Source organism: Streptomyces sp. T028 (assembly GCF_048159505.1).
GTDB lineage: Bacteria > Actinomycetota > Actinomycetes > Streptomycetales > Streptomycetaceae > Streptomyces.
This window is the reverse complement of the sequence record NZ_JBLRVZ010000047.1, coordinates 1-18,370: the sequence shown is the minus strand read 5'-3', so window position 1 is coordinate 18,370 and position 18,370 is coordinate 1. Positions and strand designations below refer to the sequence as shown.

The window sequence follows — 18,370 nt, the reverse complement described above, 5'->3', positions numbered from 1 at the left end:
CCTTTCCCGTCGTACCCCCTACTTCTTGTCGAGCAGGTCCTGCACCTTGCCGCGCACCTCGTCCGTGGCCAGGCCGCGGATCGTCAGCGTGGTGCGGCGGCGCAGCACGTCGTCCGCGGTCTCGGCCCACTCGTGGTCACGGGCGTAGACGACCTGCGCCCAGATCTCGGGGGCGTCGGGGTGGACGCGCTCGCGCAGCTCGGGGTTGTCGTTCGCCAGGCGGGCGATGTCGAAGGCCAGCGAGCCGTAATGGGTGGCCAGGTGCCTGGCGGTGTCGGCGGCCATGCGCGGGCCGGGCGCCGGGTTGTCCACCAGGAGCCGGTGGGCGACCGCGCGCGGGTTGGCGACGCCGGGCAGCGGCAGCTTCTTCGGCAGGGAGGAGACCGGCTCGAAGTCGTCGCCGAGCGGGTGGCCCGGCAGCGCCTCCAGCTTCTGCATCACCGTACGGCCGATGTGGCGGAAGGTGGTCCACTTGCCGCCCGCGACGGACAGCATCCCGCCCCTGCCCTCGGTCACCACGGTCTCGCGCTTGGCCTTGGCGGTGTCGCCGGGACCGCCCGGCAGCACCCGCAGACCCGCGAAGGCGTACGTGATGTTGTCACGGGAGAGCTGCTGGTCGCGGACGGAGAACGCGGCCTCGTCGAGGATCTGGGCGACGTCCTTGTCGTTGACCGCGACGTCCGCCGGGTCGCCCTCGAACTCCTCGTCGGTGGTGCCCAGCAGGAGCATGTCCTCCCAGGGGAGGGCGAAGGTGATGCGGTACTTGTCGATGGGGGTCGCGAGCGCGGCCTTCCACGGGGAGGTCCGCTTCAGGACGAGATGCGCGCCCTTGGACAGCCGGATGGAGGGGGCCGCGTTCGGGTCCTCCATCTTCCGCAGGTGGTCGACCCACGGGCCGGTCGCGTTGAGCACCAGCCGGGCGTTGACGCCGAACTCGTCACCGGAGACCCGGTCCCTCAGGTCCGCGCCCGTGACCCGGCCCCGGGTGAAGCGCAGGCCCGTGACCTCGGCGTGGTTGAGGACGGCCGCGCCCGCCTCGACGGCCGCGCGGACCGTCATCAGCGCCATGCGCGCGTCGTTCATCTGGTCGTCGCCGTACACGGCCACGGCCTTGAGGTTCTCGGTGCGCAGCTCGGGCACGTCCTGCGCGGCCTTGGCCGGCGAGAGCAGATGCCCGACCCCGTCACCGAAGGCCGACAGGGCGGAGTAGGCGAACACGCCCGCCCCGAGCTTCGCCGCGCCGTGCGGCCCGCCCTTGTACACGGGGAGGTAGAACGTGAGCGGGTTCGCCAGGTGGGGGGCCACCTGGCGGGAGACCGCACGGCGCTCGAAGTGGTTCTCCGCCACCAGCTTCACCGCGCCGGTCTGCAGGTAGCGCAGACCGCCGTGGAGGAGCTTGGAGGAGGCGGAGGAGGTGGCGCCGGCGAAGTCGCCGGCGTCGACCAGGGCCACCCTGAGGCCGGACTGCGCGGCGTGCCAGGCGGTGGAGATGCCCAGGATGCCGCCGCCGATCACGAGAAGGTCGTACGACGCCTTGGAGAGCTGCTCCCGGGTCTCGGCGCGGCTCGGGTTGGAGCCGGAGGCCGGGTGCGTCCCCAGGGCAGGCACGGAACTCAGGGTGGACTGACTGGTCATGTCGGGTTCTTACTCCTCATCAGAGCTGTGCGCGTGGGGCGTCAGCTCTCGTCAGCTTTCGTCTTCGAGCCAGCCCATGGTCCGCTCGACGGCCTTGAGCCAGGTCTTGTACTCACGGTCGCGGGTCTCCGCGTCCATGCGGGGGGTCCACTCGGCGGCCCGCCGCCAGTTGGCGCGCAGGTCGTCGGTGCTGGTCCAGAAGCCGACGGCGAGGCCGGCGGCGTAGGCGGCACCGAGGCAGGTGGTCTCGGCGACCATCGGGCGCACCACGGGGGCGTCCAGGAAGTCCGAGAGCGTCTGCATCAGCAGGTTGTTGGAGGTCATGCCGCCGTCGACCTTGAGGGCCGCGAGCTCGACGCCCGAGTCCTTGGTCATGGCGTCCGTGATCTCACGCGTCTGCCAGGCGGTGGCCTCCAGGACGGCGCGCGCGAGGTGCGCCTTGGTGACGTACCGGGTGAGGCCTGCGATCACACCGCGGGCGTCGGAGCGCCAGTGCGGGGCGAACAGACCGGAGAAGGCCGGCACGAAGTAGGCGCCGCCGTTGTCCTCGACGGAGAGCGCGAGCGTCTCGATCTCGGCGGCGGTGGAGATCAGGCCCATCTGGTCGCGCATCCACTGCACCAGCGAGCCGGTGACGGCGATCGAGCCCTCCAGGGCGTAGACCGGCGCCTCGTCGCCGATGCGGTAGCCGACGGTGGTCAGCAGACCCGAGTACGAGTTGATGATCTTCTCGCCGGTGTTCATCAGCATGAACGTGCCGGTGCCGTACGTCGACTTGGCCTCGCCCTCGGAGAAGCAGGTCTGGCCGAACAGGGCCGCCTGCTGGTCGCCGAGCGCGGAGGCGACCGGGATGCCGCCGAGCAGGTCGCCGAGCTTGCCGCCGGTGACCTCGCCGTAGACCTCGGCGGAGGAGCGGATCTCGGGCAGCATCGCCAGCGGTACGCCGATGGACTCGGCGATCTTGTCGTCCCACTCCAGGGTGTGGAGGTTCATCAGCATGGTGCGGGAGGCGTTGGTGACGTCGGTGTAGTGCTTGCCTCCGTCGACACCGCCCGTCAGGTTCCAGATGACCCAGGTGTCCATGGTGCCGAAGAGGATGTCGCCCGCCTCGGCGCGCTCGCGCAGACCCTCGACGTTGTCGAGCAGCCAGCGGGCCTTGGGGCCGGCGAAGTACGAGGCCAGCGGCAGGCCGGTCTCACGGCGGAAGCGGTCCTGGCCGACGTTGCGGCCGAGTTCCTTGCACAGGGCGTCGGTGCGGGTGTCCTGCCAGACGATGGCGTTGTGGACGGGCTCACCGGTGTTCTTGTCCCACAGCACGGTGGTCTCGCGCTGGTTGGTGATACCGATGGCCTTGATGTCGTCACGGGTGATGCCGGCCTTCTGGATGGCTCCGGCGACGACCTCCTGGACGTTGGTCCAGATCTCGTTGGCGTCGTGCTCGACCCAGCCCGGCTTGGGGAAGATCTGCTCGTGCTCCTTCTGGTCGACCGAGACGATACGGCCGTCCTTGTCGAAGACGATGCAGCGGCTGGACGTGGTGCCCTGGTCGATCGCGGCAATGAACGGCCCTTGGCCGTGGGAGGCGATGCCGGCGGTGTGGGCGTCGGTCACTGAGTGCTCCTGGGGTTCCGTGGGTAAGGGGCTGTCTGTACGGCGCGGTGCTGTTTAAGTGCGATGAAGGCCGAGGTGAAGCTCAGCGTGCTCTTCGTGCTCTTCGTGCTCTTAAGCAAAGGCGACGTTGTAGATGCCTGCAGCGATGGCGGCGCCGATCAGCGGACCGACCACCGGGATCCAGGCGTAGCCCCAGTCGGAGCCGCCCTTGTTGGGCAGGGGCAGGAGGGCGTGCACGATGCGCGGACCGAGGTCACGGGCCGGGTTGATCGCGTAGCCGGTCGGGCCGCCGAGGGACAGACCGATGGAGACGACCACCAGCGAGGTGACGAGGGCACCGATGGTGCCGAGGCCGTTGCCCTGGTCGTTCAGACCCTGGGTGAGGACGGCGAGGACCAGCACGATCGTGCCGACGATCTCCGTGGCGAGGTTCTGCCAGGGGACCCGGATCTCCGGGCCGGTGGAGAAGATGCCGAGGACCGGACCCGCCCCCTTCTCCTGGGCCTCGACCGCCTTGGCCGCGGTGGCCTGCGCACCCGGACCGCCGACGATCTCCCGGTCGGTGAGGTGCGCGTGGAACTGGCCGTAGTAGGCGACCCACACCAGGGCCGCGCCGATCGCGGCACCGAGCAGCTGGCCCGCCCAGTAGACCGGGACGTCGCTCCAGTCGCCGTCCTTGATCGCGAGCGCGAGCGTCACGGCCGGGTTCAGGTGGGCGCCGGACAGCGGCGCCGAGGTGTAGACCGCGGTGAGCACGGCGAAGCCCCACCCGAAGGTGATGGCGAGCCAGCCGGCGTTGCGTGCCTTGGAGGCCTTCAGCGTCACGGCGGCGCAGACGCCGCCGCCGAGCAGGATGAGTATGGCGGTACCGATGGTCTCGCCGATGAAGATGTCGGAGCTGGACACCCGCGACTCCTTTGTCCTTCGTCCAGGGAAGCCGTTCTCCCCGGGTCCCTCCGGGGGTCTGGCGCCCTCGGGGGTGAGAGCGATGCCGGTCCTTGGCGTTGTCACACTCTAACGTGTATTGCCGGTAGGTGTTCGACAATGCCGACCGATGGACGGGAGTCTTGCTCCGGCGTCACGTGTGCGTCAAGAGTTCGGTTATCGAAAACGCGATCGTTACTGATCCCTGAGGCCCACCGGGTGGTCCGAGGGGCGCCCGAGGGCATGACGAAGGCCGGGACGCCCCATGGCGTCCCGGCCCGAACCCGCTGCTCAGAAGCGCCCGGCGCCCAGGTCCCGCGACACCGCGCGGGCGCAGTCCCGTACCGCCGCGATCAGCTCCGGCCGCAGCTCACCGTCCCGGCACAGCCGCTCCACGGCCCCCGTGATGCCGACCGCCCCGACGGGCATGCGACGCCGGTCGTGGATGGGTGCGGCGATGGAGGCCACACCCTCCCAGGTCTCCTCCACATCGGCCGCGTACCCACGCGCGCGTGTGACGTCGAGGATGTGCTCGAAGGCGTCCGGCTCGCACACCGTGCGGTCCGTGAAGGGCTTGCGGTCGGCCTCCAGGGCCTCGCTGTGCGCCACCGGGTCGTACGCCGACAGCACCTTGCCCAGCGCCGTGGAGTGCAGCGGCTGCATCGCCCCGATCTCCAGCACCTGCCGGCTGTCGTCCGGCCGGAAGACATGGTGCACGATCAGCACGCCCTGCTGGTGCAGCACGCCCAGGTGCACACTCTCGCCGCTGGACCGCGCCAGGTCGTCCGTCCATACCAGCGCCCGCGCGCGCAGCTCGTGCACGTCCAGATAGGTGGTGCCCAGCCGCAGCAGCTCCGCCCCCAGCTGATAGCGCCCGGAACCGTCGTCCTGTTCGACGAACCCCTCCTGCTGCAGCGTGCGCAGGATGCCGTGGGCGGTGCCCTTGGCCAGGCCCAGCGACGAGGCGATGTCCGACAGGCCCAGCCGCCGCTCCCCGCCCGCGAGCAGCCGCAGCATCGCGGCCGCCCGTTCGACCGACTGGATGTTCCGTGCCATCCGCCCTCCTGCCTCCGTCCCCATCGCCGTCCACGAGCGGTACGCAAGTACCGTCGTTCGGCAATGTCGAACACTACCGGTCCATGTCGACCTCCCGCTAATGGTCGGTCAACACCTGTTACGCCACTCGACCCCCCGCGGTGACGTGGCGGCAGTGTGGCGGTGACCGGCCCCGCACGCGAGCACCGGCACGACCGTCCTGCCCGTCCGCCCCGTGGACGCCCTGACCATACGGCCCCGGTCCCGGCTACCCTGACGGCGTGCGCACTCCTCGGGAAGCCGTACCGCACGCATCCTGAGGTCACGCAAAGCCGACAGCCGTCGCATCCGAGGGAGCCCTTCCATGGCCTCTGTGCCGCCGACCCCTTCCGCCGACAGCCGGACCCGTGTGTCCGAGCTCCGCCAGGCCCTGGCCACCCGCGTGGTGGTGGCCGACGGGGCCATGGGCACCATGCTCCAGGCCCAGGAGCCCACCCTCGAGGACTTCGAGAACCTCGAGGGCTGCAACGAGATCCTCAACCTCACCCGGCCCGACATCGTCCGTTCGGTCCATGAGGCCTACTTCGACGCGGGCGTCGACTGCGTCGAGACCAACACGTTCGGCGCAAACCACTCCGCCATGGCCGAGTACGACATCGCCGGCCGCGTGTACGAGCTGTCCGAGGCGGGCGCCCGCATCGCCCGCGAGACCGCCGACGCCTTCGGCGCCCGCGACGGACGGCAGCGCTGGGTCCTCGGCTCCATCGGCCCCGGCACCAAGCTGCCCACCCTCGGCCACATCGGCTACGGCACCCTGCGCGACGGTTTCCAGGCCAACGCCGAGGGCCTCCTCGCCGGCGGCGCCGACGCCCTGATCGTCGAGACCACCCAGGACCTCCTGCAGACCAAGTCCTCCGTCCTCGGCGCCAAGCGCGCCATGGAGGCCACCGGAGCCGACGTCCCCCTGCTGGTCTCCATGGCCTTCGAGACCACCGGCACCATGCTGCTCGGCTCCGAGATCGGCGCCGCGCTCACCGCGCTGGAACCCCTCGGCATCGACATGATCGGCCTGAACTGTTCCACCGGCCCCGCCGAGATGAGCGAACACCTGCGCTACCTCGCCCGGCACTCGCGCACCCCGCTGCTGTGCATGCCGAACGCCGGCCTGCCGATCCTCACCAAGGACGGCGCCCACTTCCCGCTCGACCCCGAGGGCCTCGCCGACGCCCAGGAGCGCTTCGTCCGCGACTACGGCCTCAACCTCATCGGCGGCTGCTGCGGCACCACCCCCGAGCACCTCAGGCAGCTCGTGGAGCGCGTCCAGGGCGCCACCCCCGTCGAACGCGCCCCCCGCCCCGAGCCGGGCGCCGCCTCCCTCTACCAGACGGTCCCCTTCCGCCAGGACACCTCGTACCTGGCGATCGGTGAGCGCACCAACGCCAACGGTTCGAAGAAGTTCCGCGAGGCCATGCTGGAGGCCCGCTGGGACGACTGCGTCGAGATGGCACGCGAGCAGATCCGCGAGGGCGCGCACATGCTCGACCTGTGCGTGGACTACGTGGGCCGCGACGGCGTCGCCGACATGGAGGAACTCGCCGGCCGCTTCGCCACCGCCTCCACCCTGCCGATCGTCCTGGACTCCACCGAGGTCGACGTCATCCAGGCCGGCCTGGAGAAGCTCGGCGGCCGCGCGGTGATCAACTCCGTGAACTACGAGGACGGCGACGGACCCGGGTCCCGCTTCGCCAAGGTCACCCGGCTGGCCCAGGAGCACGGCGCCGCCCTGATCGCCCTCACCATCGACGAGGAGGGCCAGGCCCGCACCCCCGAGAAGAAGGTCGAGATCGCCGAACGGCTCATCGACGACCTCACCGGGAACTGGGGCATCCAGGAGTCGGACATCCTCATCGACACCCTGACCTTCACCATCTGCACCGGTCAGGAGGAGTCCCGGGGGGACGGCATCGCCACCATCGAGGCGATCCGCGAGCTCAAGCGCCGCCACCCCGACGTCCAGACCACCCTCGGCCTGTCCAACATCTCCTTCGGCCTCAACCCGGCCGCCCGCATCCTGCTGAACTCCGTCTTCCTCGACGAGTGCGTCAAGGCGGGCCTGGACTCCGCCATCGTCCACGCCTCCAAGATCCTCCCCATCGCCCGCTTCAGCGAGGAAGAGGTGCAGACCGCCCTCGACCTGATCCACGACCGCCGCGCAGAGGGCTACGACCCCCTCCAGAAGCTCATGCAGCTCTTCGAGGGCGCCACCGCGAAGTCCCTCAAGGCCGGCAAGGCCGAGGAACTGGCCGCCCTGCCGCTGGAGGAACGCCTCAAGCGCCGCATCATCGACGGCGAGCGCAACGGCCTCGAAGCCGACCTGGACGAGGCCCTCCAGGACCGCCCGGCCCTGGACATCGTCAACGAGACCCTCCTGGACGGCATGAAGGTCGTCGGCGAGCTGTTCGGCTCCGGCCAGATGCAGCTGCCGTTCGTCCTGCAGTCCGCCGAGGTCATGAAGGCCGCCGTCGCCCACCTCGAACCGCACATGGAGAAAACCGCCGACGGCGAAGGAGGGGCGGGCAAGGGCACCATCGTGCTGGCGACCGTACGCGGAGACGTCCACGACATCGGCAAGAACCTCGTCGACATCATCCTGTCCAACAACGGCTACAACGTCGTCAACCTCGGCATCAAGCAGCCCGTCTCCGCGATCCTCGACGCCGCCGAGGAGCACCGCGCCGACGTCATCGGCATGTCCGGCCTCCTGGTCAAGTCCACGGTGATCATGAAGGAGAACCTGGAGGAGCTCAACAGCCGGGGCCTCTCGGCCACCTACCCGGTCATCCTCGGCGGCGCCGCCCTCACCCGCGCCTACGTCGAGCAGGACCTGCACGAGATCTACCAGGGCGAGGTCCGCTACGCCCGCGACGCCTTCGAGGGCCTGCACCTGATGGACGCCCTCGTCGGCGTCAAGCGCGGCCTGCCCGGCGCCAAACTCCCCGAGCTCAAGCAGCGCCGCGTGCGCGCCGGCGCCGCCGTGGCCGTCGAGGAGCGCCCGGAAGAGGGCAACGTCCGCTCCGACGTCGCCACCGACAACCGCGTCCCCGAACCGCCGTTCTGGGGCACCCGCGTCATCAAGGGCATCCAGCTCAAGGAGTACGCCACCTGGCTGGACGAGGGCGCCCTCTACAAGGGCCAGTGGGGCCTCAAGCAGGCCCGCACCGGCGACGGACCGACCTACGAGGAACTCGTCGAGACCGAGGGCCGCCCGCGTCTGCGCGGCCTCCTCGACCGGCTCCAGACGGAGAACCTCCTCGAAGCCGCCGTCGTGTACGGCTACTTCCCCTGCGTGTCCAAGGACGACGACCTGATCATCCTGGACGAGCACGGCAACGAACGCACCCGCTTCACCTTCCCGCGCCAGCGCCGCGGCCGCCGACTGTGCCTCGCGGACTTCTTCCGCCCCCAGGAGTCGGGCGAGACCGACGTCGTCGGCCTCCAGGTCGTCACCGTCGGCTCCCGCATCGGCGAGGAGACCGCCAAGCTGTTCGAGTCCAACTCCTACCGCGACTACCTCGAACTGCACGGCCTGTCCGTCCAGCTCGCCGAGGCCCTCGCCGAGTACTGGCACGCGCGCGTGCGCTCCGAACTCGGCTTCGCCGGAGAGGACCCCGCCGACATCGAGGACATGTTCTCCCTGAAGTACCGCGGCGCCCGCTTCTCCCTCGGCTACGGCGCCTGCCCCGACCTGGAGGACCGCGCCAAGATCGCCGACCTCCTCCAGCCCGAGCGGATCGGCGTCCACCTCTCCGAGGAGTTCCAGCTCCACCCCGAGCAGTCCACCGACGCCATCGTGATCCACCACCCCGAGGCGAAGTACTTCAACGCACGGTGACACCCCCTCCCGTGTCACTGAGCACACTGATCCGATAAGTCGTACACTGGTCGGTCCACTGCAGGCCGGTTCCCCAGCGGGAACCGGCCTGCTCGTCCCTCAAAGGAGGTACGTGGATGACCAGCACGGTTCCCGCGCCCCTGACCCGAACGGCCGAAGGCTCCGCCCTCCAGGCGGTGCTCCTCGACATGGACGGCACCCTGGTGGACACCGAGGGCTTCTGGTGGGACGTCGAGGTGGAGGTCTTCGCCGGTCTCGGCCACACCCTCGACGACTCCTGGCGCCATGTCGTCGTCGGCGGCCCGATGAGCCGCAGCGCCGGGTTCCTGATCGAGGCCACCGGGGCCGGCATCACCCTCGCCGAACTGTCCGTCCTGCTCAACGAGGGGTTCGAGGACCGCATCACCCGCGCCCTGCCCCTGATGCCGGGAGCCGCCCGGCTGCTCGCCGAGCTCGCCGAGCACGAGGTCCCCACCGCCCTCGTCTCCGCCTCCCACCGGCGCATCATCGACCGCGTCCTGACCTCGCTCGGCCCCCAGCACTTCCACCTGACCGTCGCCGGCGACGAGGTCGCGCGCACCAAGCCGCACCCCGACCCCTACCTCCTCGCGGCCGCCGGCCTCGGCGTGGACCCGGCCCGGTGCGCCGTCGTCGAGGACACCGCGACCGGCGTCGCCTCGGCGGAGGCGGCGGGCTGCCATGTCGTCGCGGTGCCCTCCGTGGCCCCTATCGCCGCCGCCGCCCGGCGCACCGTGGTGCCCTCGCTGGAACAGGTCGACCTCCCTTTTCTGCGCGGTCTGATGCCCCTGTGACTCCACGACGAGTCCGCACCCGAGTCCGCTCCTATGATCACCACTCCGATCATTGGTGATCCGCCCGATGACGGAATTCACCGCGGGCGTTCACCGAGCGTGCACCACCGATAGCAACGTAATTCGGCGGGTGTGCGCACGGGGAAATTCCAATCTTCAATAACGGTTGAATTACGGACGGGCGCAGACTGTTGACGGTGTGACGTTCCACACGTCAGACGGGGTCGACAGGGGGGCGACCGGGTGCGCACACGCCGCGTTTTGGGCGTTCGACCGTGCCCTTGTGTCCTGATTGATGGACAGCTGCACGGATCGTTCCACCGATAATTCTTCAATGCGTTCACATGCGGTTTCGCTCCGTGATGGGCTTTCAACTCCGGTCGCGGCGAACCCTCCTGCCGGTCCGGACTAATCTCGTCGCGGAACATCACCCCAATCCCCGTGATCCGCCGCGACAACCTTGCATGCCGGGTACACGGACCGACAGCTGTGGAGAAACTCGAGCATGAACCGCAAGACTTTGGTGCTGCCGGCCGTGGCCGGTCTGCTCGCGCCCGTACTCGCCGCCTGCGGCGGGGCCGACAGCGGCAGCGGCAGCGGCGACGCCATCGTCGTGGGCACCACCGACCGGTTCACCGCCACGAAGGCCGCCCCCGCACCGCTCGACCCCGCCTACGCCTACGACGTCGGCACCTGGAACATCCTGCGCCAGACCGTGCAGACCCTGATGATCGTGCCCAAGGGCGACGGCGACCCCGTCCCCGAGGCGGCGGAGTCCTGCGAATTCACCGATAGCGGCAACGAACGCTACGCCTGCAAGCTCCGTGACGGCCTGAAGTTCGCGAACGGCGACGCCGTCACCGCCGAGGACGTCAAGTTCTCCATCGACCGCGCCCGCGCCCTCAAGGCCGACTCCGGCGTCTTCGCCCTGCTGTCCACCGTCGACACCGTCGAGACGCAGGGTGACAACGAAGTCATCTTCCACCTCAAGACCGCCGACGCCACCTTCCCGTACAAGCTGTCGACCCCGGTCGCCGGCATCGTCAACCCCGACGACTACGAGAAGGACAAGCTCCGCGACGGCTTCGAGGTCGACGGCTCCGGCCCCTACACCCTCAAGGCCGAGACCGACGGCGACGCCGTCACCAAGGCCGTGTTCACCAAGAACCCCAACTACAAGGGGACACTGAAGGTGAACAACGACGAGGTCGACATGGTGTCCTACGACGATGCCGACGCCATGGGCACCGCCCTCGAAAAGGGCGACATCGACGTGATGACCCGCACCATGTCCCCGGAGCAGATCAAGAAACTCTCCGAGGCCTCCGCCGACAGCGACATCGACCTCGTCGAACTCGCCGGCCTCGAGATCCGCTACCTGGCCTTCAACACCGACGCCCCCGCCGTCAAGACCAAGGCCGTGCGCCAGGCGATGGCCCAGGTCATCAACCGGGCCGAGCTGGTCTCCCAGGTCTACGGCTCCCAGGCCGAAGCCCTCTACTCGCTCGTCCCGGCCTCCGTCACCGGCCACTCCAACGCCTTCTTCAACAAGTACAGCGACCCGAGCGTCACCAAGGCCAAGGCCCTGCTGGCCCAGGCGGACATCACCACCCCGGTCGAGCTCACGCTGAACTACACGACCGACCACTACGGCCCGGCCACCAAGAAGGAGTTCGAGCTGCTGAAGAAGCAGCTCAACGACAGCGGCCTGTTCGACGTCACCATCAAGGGCGCCGTCTGGGACACCTTCATCCCCGCCGAACGCAAGGGCCGCTACGCCGTCTACGGCATGGGCTGGTTCCCCGACTTCCCCGACGCCGACAACTTCCTCGCGCCGTTCCTCGACAAGGACAACACCCTCAACTCCCCGTACAGCAACAGCGACATCATCAACACCCTGATCCCGCAGTCCCGCCGCGAAGCCGACCGCATCAGCGCCGACAAGAGCCTCACCGAGATCCAGGACATCGTCGCCGACGACGTCCCGATCCTCCCGCTGTGGCAGGGCAAGCAGTACATCGCCGCCGGCACCGACATCACCGGCACCGCGTACGTTCTCAACTCCTCCGCCACCCTCCAGCTGTGGGAACTCGGCCGCGGGGTGAGCAACTGAGAGGCTCCATCCGTCGGGTGATACGTTTTTCGCGGCCGGGGCCCGGGGGATGGTGGCCCCGGTGTGACGGGACCCGACGACAAGGTACTTCGTGAACATGCGCAACCAGTGGCCGGTCCTGCCTATCGTGGCGGGACTGGCCTCCGGCTTGTTGACCGGCTGCGGCACCCAGACCGGGGGCTCGGACGGCGACAGCTCCACCGTGGTGCTCGGGATGTCAGACGACGTCCTCGCCACGGATCCGGCCTCCGGCTACGACCCCGGATCCTGGATGTTGTTCAACAACGTCTTCCAGTCGCTGCTCAGCTTCCCCAAGGGCGGCACCGAACCCGAGCCCGACGCGGCGAAGGAATGCTCCTTCACGGACCGGCAGACCAAGATCTACCGCTGCACCCTCAAGGACGGCCTGAAGTTCTCCAACGGTGACGACCTCACCTCCGAGGACGTCAAGTTCTCCTTCGACCGCATGCTGAAGATCAACGACGACAACGGCCCCGCGGTCATGTTCCCCATGCTCGACAAGATCGCGACACCGGACGCCAAGACCGTCGTCTTCACCCTGAAGGTCCCCGACGCCACCTTCCCCAGCAAACTCGCCTCCGGCGCAGGCTCCATCGTCGACCACCAGGAGTACGACGCCGACAGCCTGCGCGAGGACGGCGGCGCCGTCGGCTCCGGCCCCTACAAACTCGACTCCTTCGACGACGACCGGGCCGTCTTCACCGTCAACGACAACTACCAGGGCACCGCCGGCGACACCCAGAACCAGGGCGTCACCCTCAAGTTCTTCGGCGGCGACCAGAAGGCCCTCAAAAAGGCACTCCTCGACGGCGACATCGACATCGCCTACCGCGGCCTCACCGCCACCGACATCGCCGACATCGACGCCGACGCCGACAACGAAGGCGCCGAAGTCGTCGAAGGCAGCAGCGCCGAGGTCCAGCACCTGGTCTTCAACACCGACGACCCCGTCACCGGAAAACTCGGCGTCCGCCGGGCCATCGCCTACCTCATCGACCGCGAAGCCCTCATCAGCGACGTCTACGAAGGCACCGCCGACCCGCTGTACTCGATCATCCCGGCCGGCATAGCGGGCCACAACACCGCCTTCTTCGACCGCTACGGCGCCCGCCCCGACCAGGCCAAGGCCGCCGCCGCGCTCCAGGACGAAGGCCTCACCGGCAAGGTGAAACTCACCCTCTGGTCCACCCCCTCCCGCTACGGCCCCGCCACCGACCAGGAACTCAAGACCGTCGCCGCACAGCTCAACGCCAGCGGCCTGTTCGACGCCGACGTCAAGTCCGTCCCCTTCGACCAGTACGAGAAGGACATCGCCGACGGCAAGTACGGCGTCTACGTCAAGGGCTGGGTCCCCGACTACCCCGACGCCGACAACTTCACCGCCCCCTTCTTCGGCGACGGCAACGTCCTCGCCAACAACTACACCAACAAGACCATCACCGGCACACTCATCCCACGCACCGCCGCCCAGAGCGACCGCACCGCCACCGACGCCGACTACGCCACCCTCCAGGACATCGTCGCCGAGGAACTCCCCGTCCTCCCCGTCTGGCAGGCCAAGCAGTACGCCGTCGTCGGCGAGAACGTCTACGGCCTCGAGAACTGCCTCGACGCCTCCACCGTGTTCCGCTTCTGGGAACTCAGCAAGGACTGACCACCGGCAGACACGACCAAGGCAGACACGACAAAGGGCGCCCCCGCACAACAGGGGCGCCCTTCACGTCGTACCCGAACGCCCTACGGCTGCGCGCCCGGCCGCACCAGACCACTCTCGTACGCGTACACCGCGGCCTGCACCCGGTCACGCAGCCCCAGCTTCGTCAGCACATGCCCCACATGCGTCTTCACCGTCGTCTCACTCACGAACAGATCCGCCGCGATCTCCGCGTTCGACAACCCCCGCGCCACCAGCTTCAACACCTCCACCTCACGGTCCGTCAGCGTATGCAGCGTGTCCGGCACCGGCTCGTCACCCGACGGCAGATGCGTCGCGTACTTGTCCAGCAACCGACGCGTGATGCTCGGCGCCAGCATCGCCTCACCCGCCGCCACCACCCGGATCGCCTGCACCAGCTCATGCGCGGGCGCGTCCTTCAACAGAAACCCACTCGCCCCCGCCCGCAACGCCTCCACCACATACTCGTCGAGATCGAACGTCGTCAGCACCAACACCTTCGCCGGACCGTCCCGCCCCGGCCCGGTGATCTGCCGGGTCGCCTCCACCCCGTCCATCCGCGGCATACGGATGTCCATCAGCACCACATCGGGCTGCAGCGCCCGCACCTGGTCCAGGGCCTGAAGACCGTCTCCGGCCTCACCGACGACCGCGATGTCCTGCTCCGCCTCCAGAATCATCCGGAAGCCGGTACGCAGCAGCGGCTGGTCGTCGACCAGTAGGACGCGGATGGCCACGTGAGTCTCCTTCGCTAGTCCGGCCCCATTCTGCCCTGCTCGACGTCACCGGACGCCGCCGCCCTCACCGGCAACGGATACGGCGGGGGAGTACCACCGAACTCCGGACAGTGCGCCTGGTGATCGCACCAGCCGCACAGCTTCGTCGGCCGCGGCCGCCACTCACCCGTCTCCGTCGCCAGCCGGATCGCCTCCCACAGCGCCAGCAGCTTGCGCTCCACCCGCTCCAGATCGGCGAGCACCGGGTCGTACGTCAGCACATCCCCACTGCCGAGATACACCAGCTGCAGCCGCCGCGGCACCACGTTCTTCAGCCGCCACACCACCAGCGCGTAGAACTTCATCTGGAACAACGCCCCGTCGGCGTACTCCGCGCGAGGCGCCTTGCCCGTCTTGTAGTCCACGATCCGCACCTCACCGGTGGGCGCCACATCGACCCGGTCGATGATCCCCCGCAGCCTGAGCCCCGACTCCAGCTCCGCCTCCACGAACAGCTCCCGCTCAGCCGGCTCCAGACGCGTCGGATCCTCCAGCGTGAACCAGCGCTCCACCAGCGCCTCCGCCTCCGCCAGCCAGCCCGCCATCCGCACACCGTCCGGATCGTCGGCGAACAGCTCCACCACCTCCGGCCGCGTCCGACGCAACCGGTCCCACTGCCCCGGAATCAACGCCTTCGCCCTCGGCGCCGTCCGCTCCACCGCCGGCGCGTCGAACAACCGCTCCAGCACCGCGTGCACCAGAGTCCCCCTGGTCGCCGCAGCACTCGGCTTCTCCGGCAACCGGTCGATCACCCGGAACCGGTACAACAACGGACACTGCATGAAATCCCCGGCCCGCGACGGCGACAACGAGGACGGCGCCACAGCCACAGACCCGGCAGCCCCGGCCACAACGGCCCCCACCGGCCCGGGCAGGACGACGCCCTCCGCCCCCTCGGGCAGGATCGCCCCCGCCCCCACCGCTGCCACCGCCTCCGACCCGGCCACCTCCACCCGCGCCGACTCCTCCACGTCCCCACCCTCGACGCCCGCCGCCCCGCCGACGCCCTCGCTGCTGCTCTCCATACCCCAGACCATACGGCCCGCCACTGACAGTCACCCACCCCCTGCCCGGCCCGTCCGACGACGAGCCGGGAAACACGGGGGTGCCGGGGCGGAACGCATCCCGACGGCCGCATACCATCGGTCACAGACCCTTCCGCCCGGCAGGAGCGGGAGACGCTTCGAACGAGGGGACATCGTGGTGGAAAGCGGCGGGAGCGGGCGGCCGCGGCCGGACAACGAAGAGTCGGCCGAGCACCCCGCCACACCAGCTCCCCAGGCCACCGCCCCCGCGGAGCCCGAGGACCCGACCCCGTCCACGCCCACCACAGAGCCGGACCGGGCCCCGTCCGAAGGGCAGACCCCGGGAGCGGAGTCCTCCCACGGGCAGACACAAGGAGCCAAGCCCTCCAGCGAGCGACCGGAAGACACGGACCCCGGCGACGAGACCACACCCCCCACCCCCGACGCCGCCCCGAGCGGCGACCGCGCCCGCGCACACTCGGACCACCACGAACCCGGCGCCACCCACGACACCACCCCCACCGGCATCAAGGGCCCCCCGCCCCAGCGGCCCCCCGAGCAGCCCCGCGGCGGACTGCTCATGGGACGCCCCTTCGGCGTACCCGTCTACGTCGCGCCCAGCTGGTTCCTCGTCGCCGCGCTGATCACCTGGGTGTTCGGCGGACAACTCGACCGCGTCCTGCCCGAACTCGGCGCCGCCCGCTACCTCGTCTCCCTCTTCTTCGCCGTCGCCTTCTACGCCTCCGTCCTCATCCACGAACTCGCCCACACCCTCGCCGCCCTCCGCTTCAAACTCCCCGTACGCCGCATCCAGCTCCAGTTCTTCGGCGGCGTCTCCGAAATCGAGAAAGAAGCCGAGACCCCCGGCCGCGAATTCTGGCTCGCCTTCGTCGGCCCCCTGCTCTCCCTCCTCCTCGCCGGCGTCTTCTACGCCGCCATGCAACCCGTCGAACCCGGCACCGTCCCCGGCGTCCTCCTCGCCGGCCTGATGATCTCCAACCTCATCGTCGCCATCTTCAACCTCCTCCCCGGCCTCCCCCTCGACGGCGGCCGCATGCTCCGCGCCGTCGTCTGGAAGCTCACCGGCAAACCCATGACCGGTACCATCGCCGCCGCCTGGGTCGGCCGCGCCCTCGCCGTCTCCGTCCTCATCGGCCTCCCCCTGCTCACCCAGTCCGGCGCCCTCGGGTCCAGCGCCGAGGACAGCGTCGGCATGGACACCGTCACCGACGCCCTCCTCGCCGCCATCCTCGCCGCGATCATCTGGACCGGCGCAGGCAACAGCCTCCGCATGGCCCGCCTGCGCGAACACCTGCCCGAACTACGCGCCCGCACCCTCACCCGCCGCGCCGTACCCGTCGAAAGCGACACCCCCCTCTCCGAAGCCCTCCGCCGCGCCAACGCCGCCGGCGCCCGCGCCCTCGTCGTCGTCGACGCCCACGGCGAACCCCTCTCCCTCGTCCGCGAGGCCGCCATCGTCGGCGTACCCGAACACCGCCGCCCCTGGGTCGCCGTCAGCGGCCTAGCCCAGGACCTCACCGACGGCATGCGCGTCTCGGCAGAACTGGCGGGAGAAGACCTCCTGGACGTACTCCGGGCCACCCCGGCAACGGAATACCTGGTGGTGGAGGAGACAGGCGAGATCTACGGCGTCCTGTCAGCAGCAGACGTCGAACGAGCCTTCGTCAAGGCAATGGCAAGGCCCGCCTGACAACGCCCCGAGGCCAAGCGCGCCCCAAAGGGGCGCGGGGCTGTATCGATGTGCGGCTACCGCCGCGTGGGCGCGAGCAACCACAGACAGCCCGGACTGTTCACACGCACCGTAGGCCCCCTGGTCGGTCCAGCCCCCGGCAGGGAACCGGTAGGCTGTTCACATGTCCGAACCGACCGGTGCCGCCCGCAGGCGCGGGCCCTTCAAGGTCGGGGACCAGGTTCAGCTGACCGACCCCAAGGGCCGCCACTACACGTTCACGCTCGAGGACGGGAAGAACTTCCACACCCACAAGGGTTCCTTCCCCCACGACGAACTGATCGGCGCACCCGAGGGCAGCGTTGTCCGCACCACCGGGAACGTCGCCTACCTCGCGCTGCGCCCCCTGCTCCCCGACTACGTCCTGTCCATGCCCCGCGGCGCAGCCGTCGTCTACCCCAAGGACGCCGGCCAGATCCTCGCCTTCGCCGACATCTTCCCCGGCGCACGCGTCGTCGAAGCCGGCGTCGGCTCCGGCTCACTCAGCAGCTTCCTGCTCCGCGCCATCGGCGACCAGGGCATGCTGCACTCCTACGAGCGCCGCGAGGACTTCGCCGACATCGCCCGGCAGAACGTCGAACGCTACTTCGGCGGCCCCCACCCCGCCTGGCAGCTCACCGTCGGCGACCTCCAGGACAACCTCAGCGACACCGACGTCGACCGCGTCATCCTCGACATGCTCGCCCCCTGGGAATGCCTCGAAGCCGTCTCCAAGGCCCTCGTCCCCGGCGGCATCCTCTGCTGCTACGTCGCCACCACCACCCAGCTCGCCCGCACCGTCGAATCCATCCGCGAGATCGGCTCCTTCAACGAACCGACCGCCTGGGAGACGATGATCCGCAACTGGCACATCGAAGGCCTCGCCGTCCGCCCCGACCACCGCATGATCGGCCACACCGGCTTCCTCCTCACCGCCCGCCGCCTCGCCGACGGCGTCGAACCGCCCATGCGCCGCCGCCGCCCCGCCAAGGGCGCCTACGGCGAGGACTACGCCGGCCCCAACGCCGACGGAGGCAACGGCCGCTGACCCGGCCCCCACACCACGGACAACGACAGGGCGCCGTGGCCGAGTTCCCACAACCAATCCGGAACTCGGCCACG

At 69.5% G+C, this 18,370-nt stretch carries 12 protein-coding genes; 6 read left to right on the top strand and 6 right to left on the bottom strand.

What is annotated here, in order from left to right:
• Positions 1-18 precede the first annotated feature (18 nt).
• The 4 genes from ACLZN2_RS38155 to ACLZN2_RS38140 all read right to left on the bottom strand — a co-directional run bounded on the left by ACLZN2_RS38155 (position 19) and on the right by ACLZN2_RS38140 (position 5,226).
• Positions 19-1,635: an FAD-dependent oxidoreductase gene (locus ACLZN2_RS38155; protein ID WP_416984181.1), complete on the bottom strand. Its 1,617-nt coding sequence runs from the start codon at positions 1,633-1,635 to the stop codon at positions 19-21.
• Between the two features lie 51 nt (positions 1,636-1,686).
• Positions 1,687-3,246 (bottom strand): glycerol kinase GlpK, encoded by a 1,560-nt coding sequence (gene glpK / locus ACLZN2_RS38150; RefSeq protein WP_416984180.1) that lies wholly within the window; start codon positions 3,244-3,246, stop codon positions 1,687-1,689.
• Positions 3,247-3,357: 111 nt separating this feature from the next.
• A complete protein-coding gene (locus ACLZN2_RS38145) occupies positions 3,358-4,152 on the bottom strand; it encodes an MIP/aquaporin family protein (RefSeq protein ID WP_416984179.1) in 795 nt (264 codons plus the stop codon).
• 309 nt (positions 4,153-4,461) lie between these two features.
• Positions 4,462-5,226 (bottom strand): IclR family transcriptional regulator, encoded by a 765-nt coding sequence (locus tag ACLZN2_RS38140; RefSeq protein ID WP_416984178.1) that lies wholly within the window; start codon positions 5,224-5,226, stop codon positions 4,462-4,464.
• Between the two features lie 343 nt (positions 5,227-5,569).
• Here ACLZN2_RS38140 and metH point away from each other — a divergent pair, with 343 nt between their 5' ends.
• The 4 genes from metH (at position 5,570) to ACLZN2_RS38120 (ending at position 13,697) form a co-directional block, all read left to right on the top strand.
• Positions 5,570-9,097 carry a methionine synthase gene (metH, locus tag ACLZN2_RS38135; protein WP_416984177.1) on the top strand — a complete coding sequence of 1,176 codons (3,528 nt, stop codon included), beginning with the start codon at positions 5,570-5,572 and terminating at the stop codon, positions 9,095-9,097.
• 116 nt (positions 9,098-9,213) lie between these two features.
• Positions 9,214-9,909: an HAD family hydrolase gene (locus ACLZN2_RS38130; protein WP_416984176.1), complete on the top strand. Its 696-nt coding sequence runs from the start codon at positions 9,214-9,216 to the stop codon at positions 9,907-9,909.
• 505 nt (positions 9,910-10,414) lie between these two features.
• Positions 10,415-12,022, top strand: a complete 1,608-nt coding sequence (locus ACLZN2_RS38125) for an ABC transporter substrate-binding protein (protein WP_416984175.1) — start codon at positions 10,415-10,417, stop codon at positions 12,020-12,022.
• Positions 12,023-12,113: 91 nt separating this feature from the next.
• Positions 12,114-13,697, top strand: a complete 1,584-nt coding sequence (locus ACLZN2_RS38120; protein ID WP_416984174.1) for an ABC transporter substrate-binding protein — start codon at positions 12,114-12,116, stop codon at positions 13,695-13,697.
• Positions 13,698-13,780: 83 nt separating this feature from the next.
• Here ACLZN2_RS38120 and ACLZN2_RS38115 read toward each other — a convergent pair whose 3' ends face one another.
• Positions 13,781-14,455 (bottom strand): response regulator, encoded by a 675-nt coding sequence (locus tag ACLZN2_RS38115; RefSeq protein WP_416984173.1) that lies wholly within the window; start codon positions 14,453-14,455, stop codon positions 13,781-13,783.
• 14 nt (positions 14,456-14,469) lie between these two features.
• Positions 14,470-15,519, bottom strand: coding sequence for a PD-(D/E)XK nuclease family protein (locus tag ACLZN2_RS38110; RefSeq protein ID WP_416984172.1), 1,050 nt, complete (start codon positions 15,517-15,519; stop codon positions 14,470-14,472).
• Positions 15,520-15,694: 175 nt separating this feature from the next.
• Between ACLZN2_RS38110 and ACLZN2_RS38105 the strand changes: the two genes are divergently transcribed.
• Both ACLZN2_RS38105 and ACLZN2_RS38100 read left to right on the top strand, forming a co-directional pair.
• A complete protein-coding gene (locus tag ACLZN2_RS38105) occupies positions 15,695-17,230 on the top strand; it encodes a site-2 protease family protein (protein ID WP_416984171.1) in 1,536 nt (511 codons plus the stop codon).
• A gap of 163 nt (positions 17,231-17,393) precedes the next feature.
• Entirely contained in the window at positions 17,394-18,296 is a 903-nt protein-coding gene (locus ACLZN2_RS38100; protein ID WP_416984170.1) for a tRNA (adenine-N1)-methyltransferase, read from the top strand.
• The last annotated feature ends 74 nt before the right edge of the window (positions 18,297-18,370 follow it).

Excerpts from the sequence above, each read along its gene's own strand:
- ACLZN2_RS38155 (WP_416984181.1), bottom strand. The coding sequence starts at position 1,635 with ATGACCAGTCAGTCCACCCTGAGTTCCGTGCCTGCCCTGGGGACGCAC.
- ACLZN2_RS38140 (WP_416984178.1), bottom strand. The coding sequence starts at position 5,226 with ATGGCACGGAACATCCAGTCGGTCGAACGGGCGGCCGCGATGCTGCGG.
- metH (WP_416984177.1), top strand. The coding sequence starts at position 5,570 with ATGGCCTCTGTGCCGCCGACCCCTTCCGCCGACAGCCGGACCCGTGTG.
- ACLZN2_RS38130 (WP_416984176.1), top strand. The coding sequence starts at position 9,214 with ATGACCAGCACGGTTCCCGCGCCCCTGACCCGAACGGCCGAAGGCTCC.
- ACLZN2_RS38125 (WP_416984175.1), top strand. The coding sequence starts at position 10,415 with ATGAACCGCAAGACTTTGGTGCTGCCGGCCGTGGCCGGTCTGCTCGCG.
- ACLZN2_RS38110 (WP_416984172.1), bottom strand. The coding sequence starts at position 15,519 with ATGGAGAGCAGCAGCGAGGGCGTCGGCGGGGCGGCGGGCGTCGAGGGT.
- ACLZN2_RS38100 (WP_416984170.1), top strand. The coding sequence starts at position 17,394 with ATGTCCGAACCGACCGGTGCCGCCCGCAGGCGCGGGCCCTTCAAGGTC.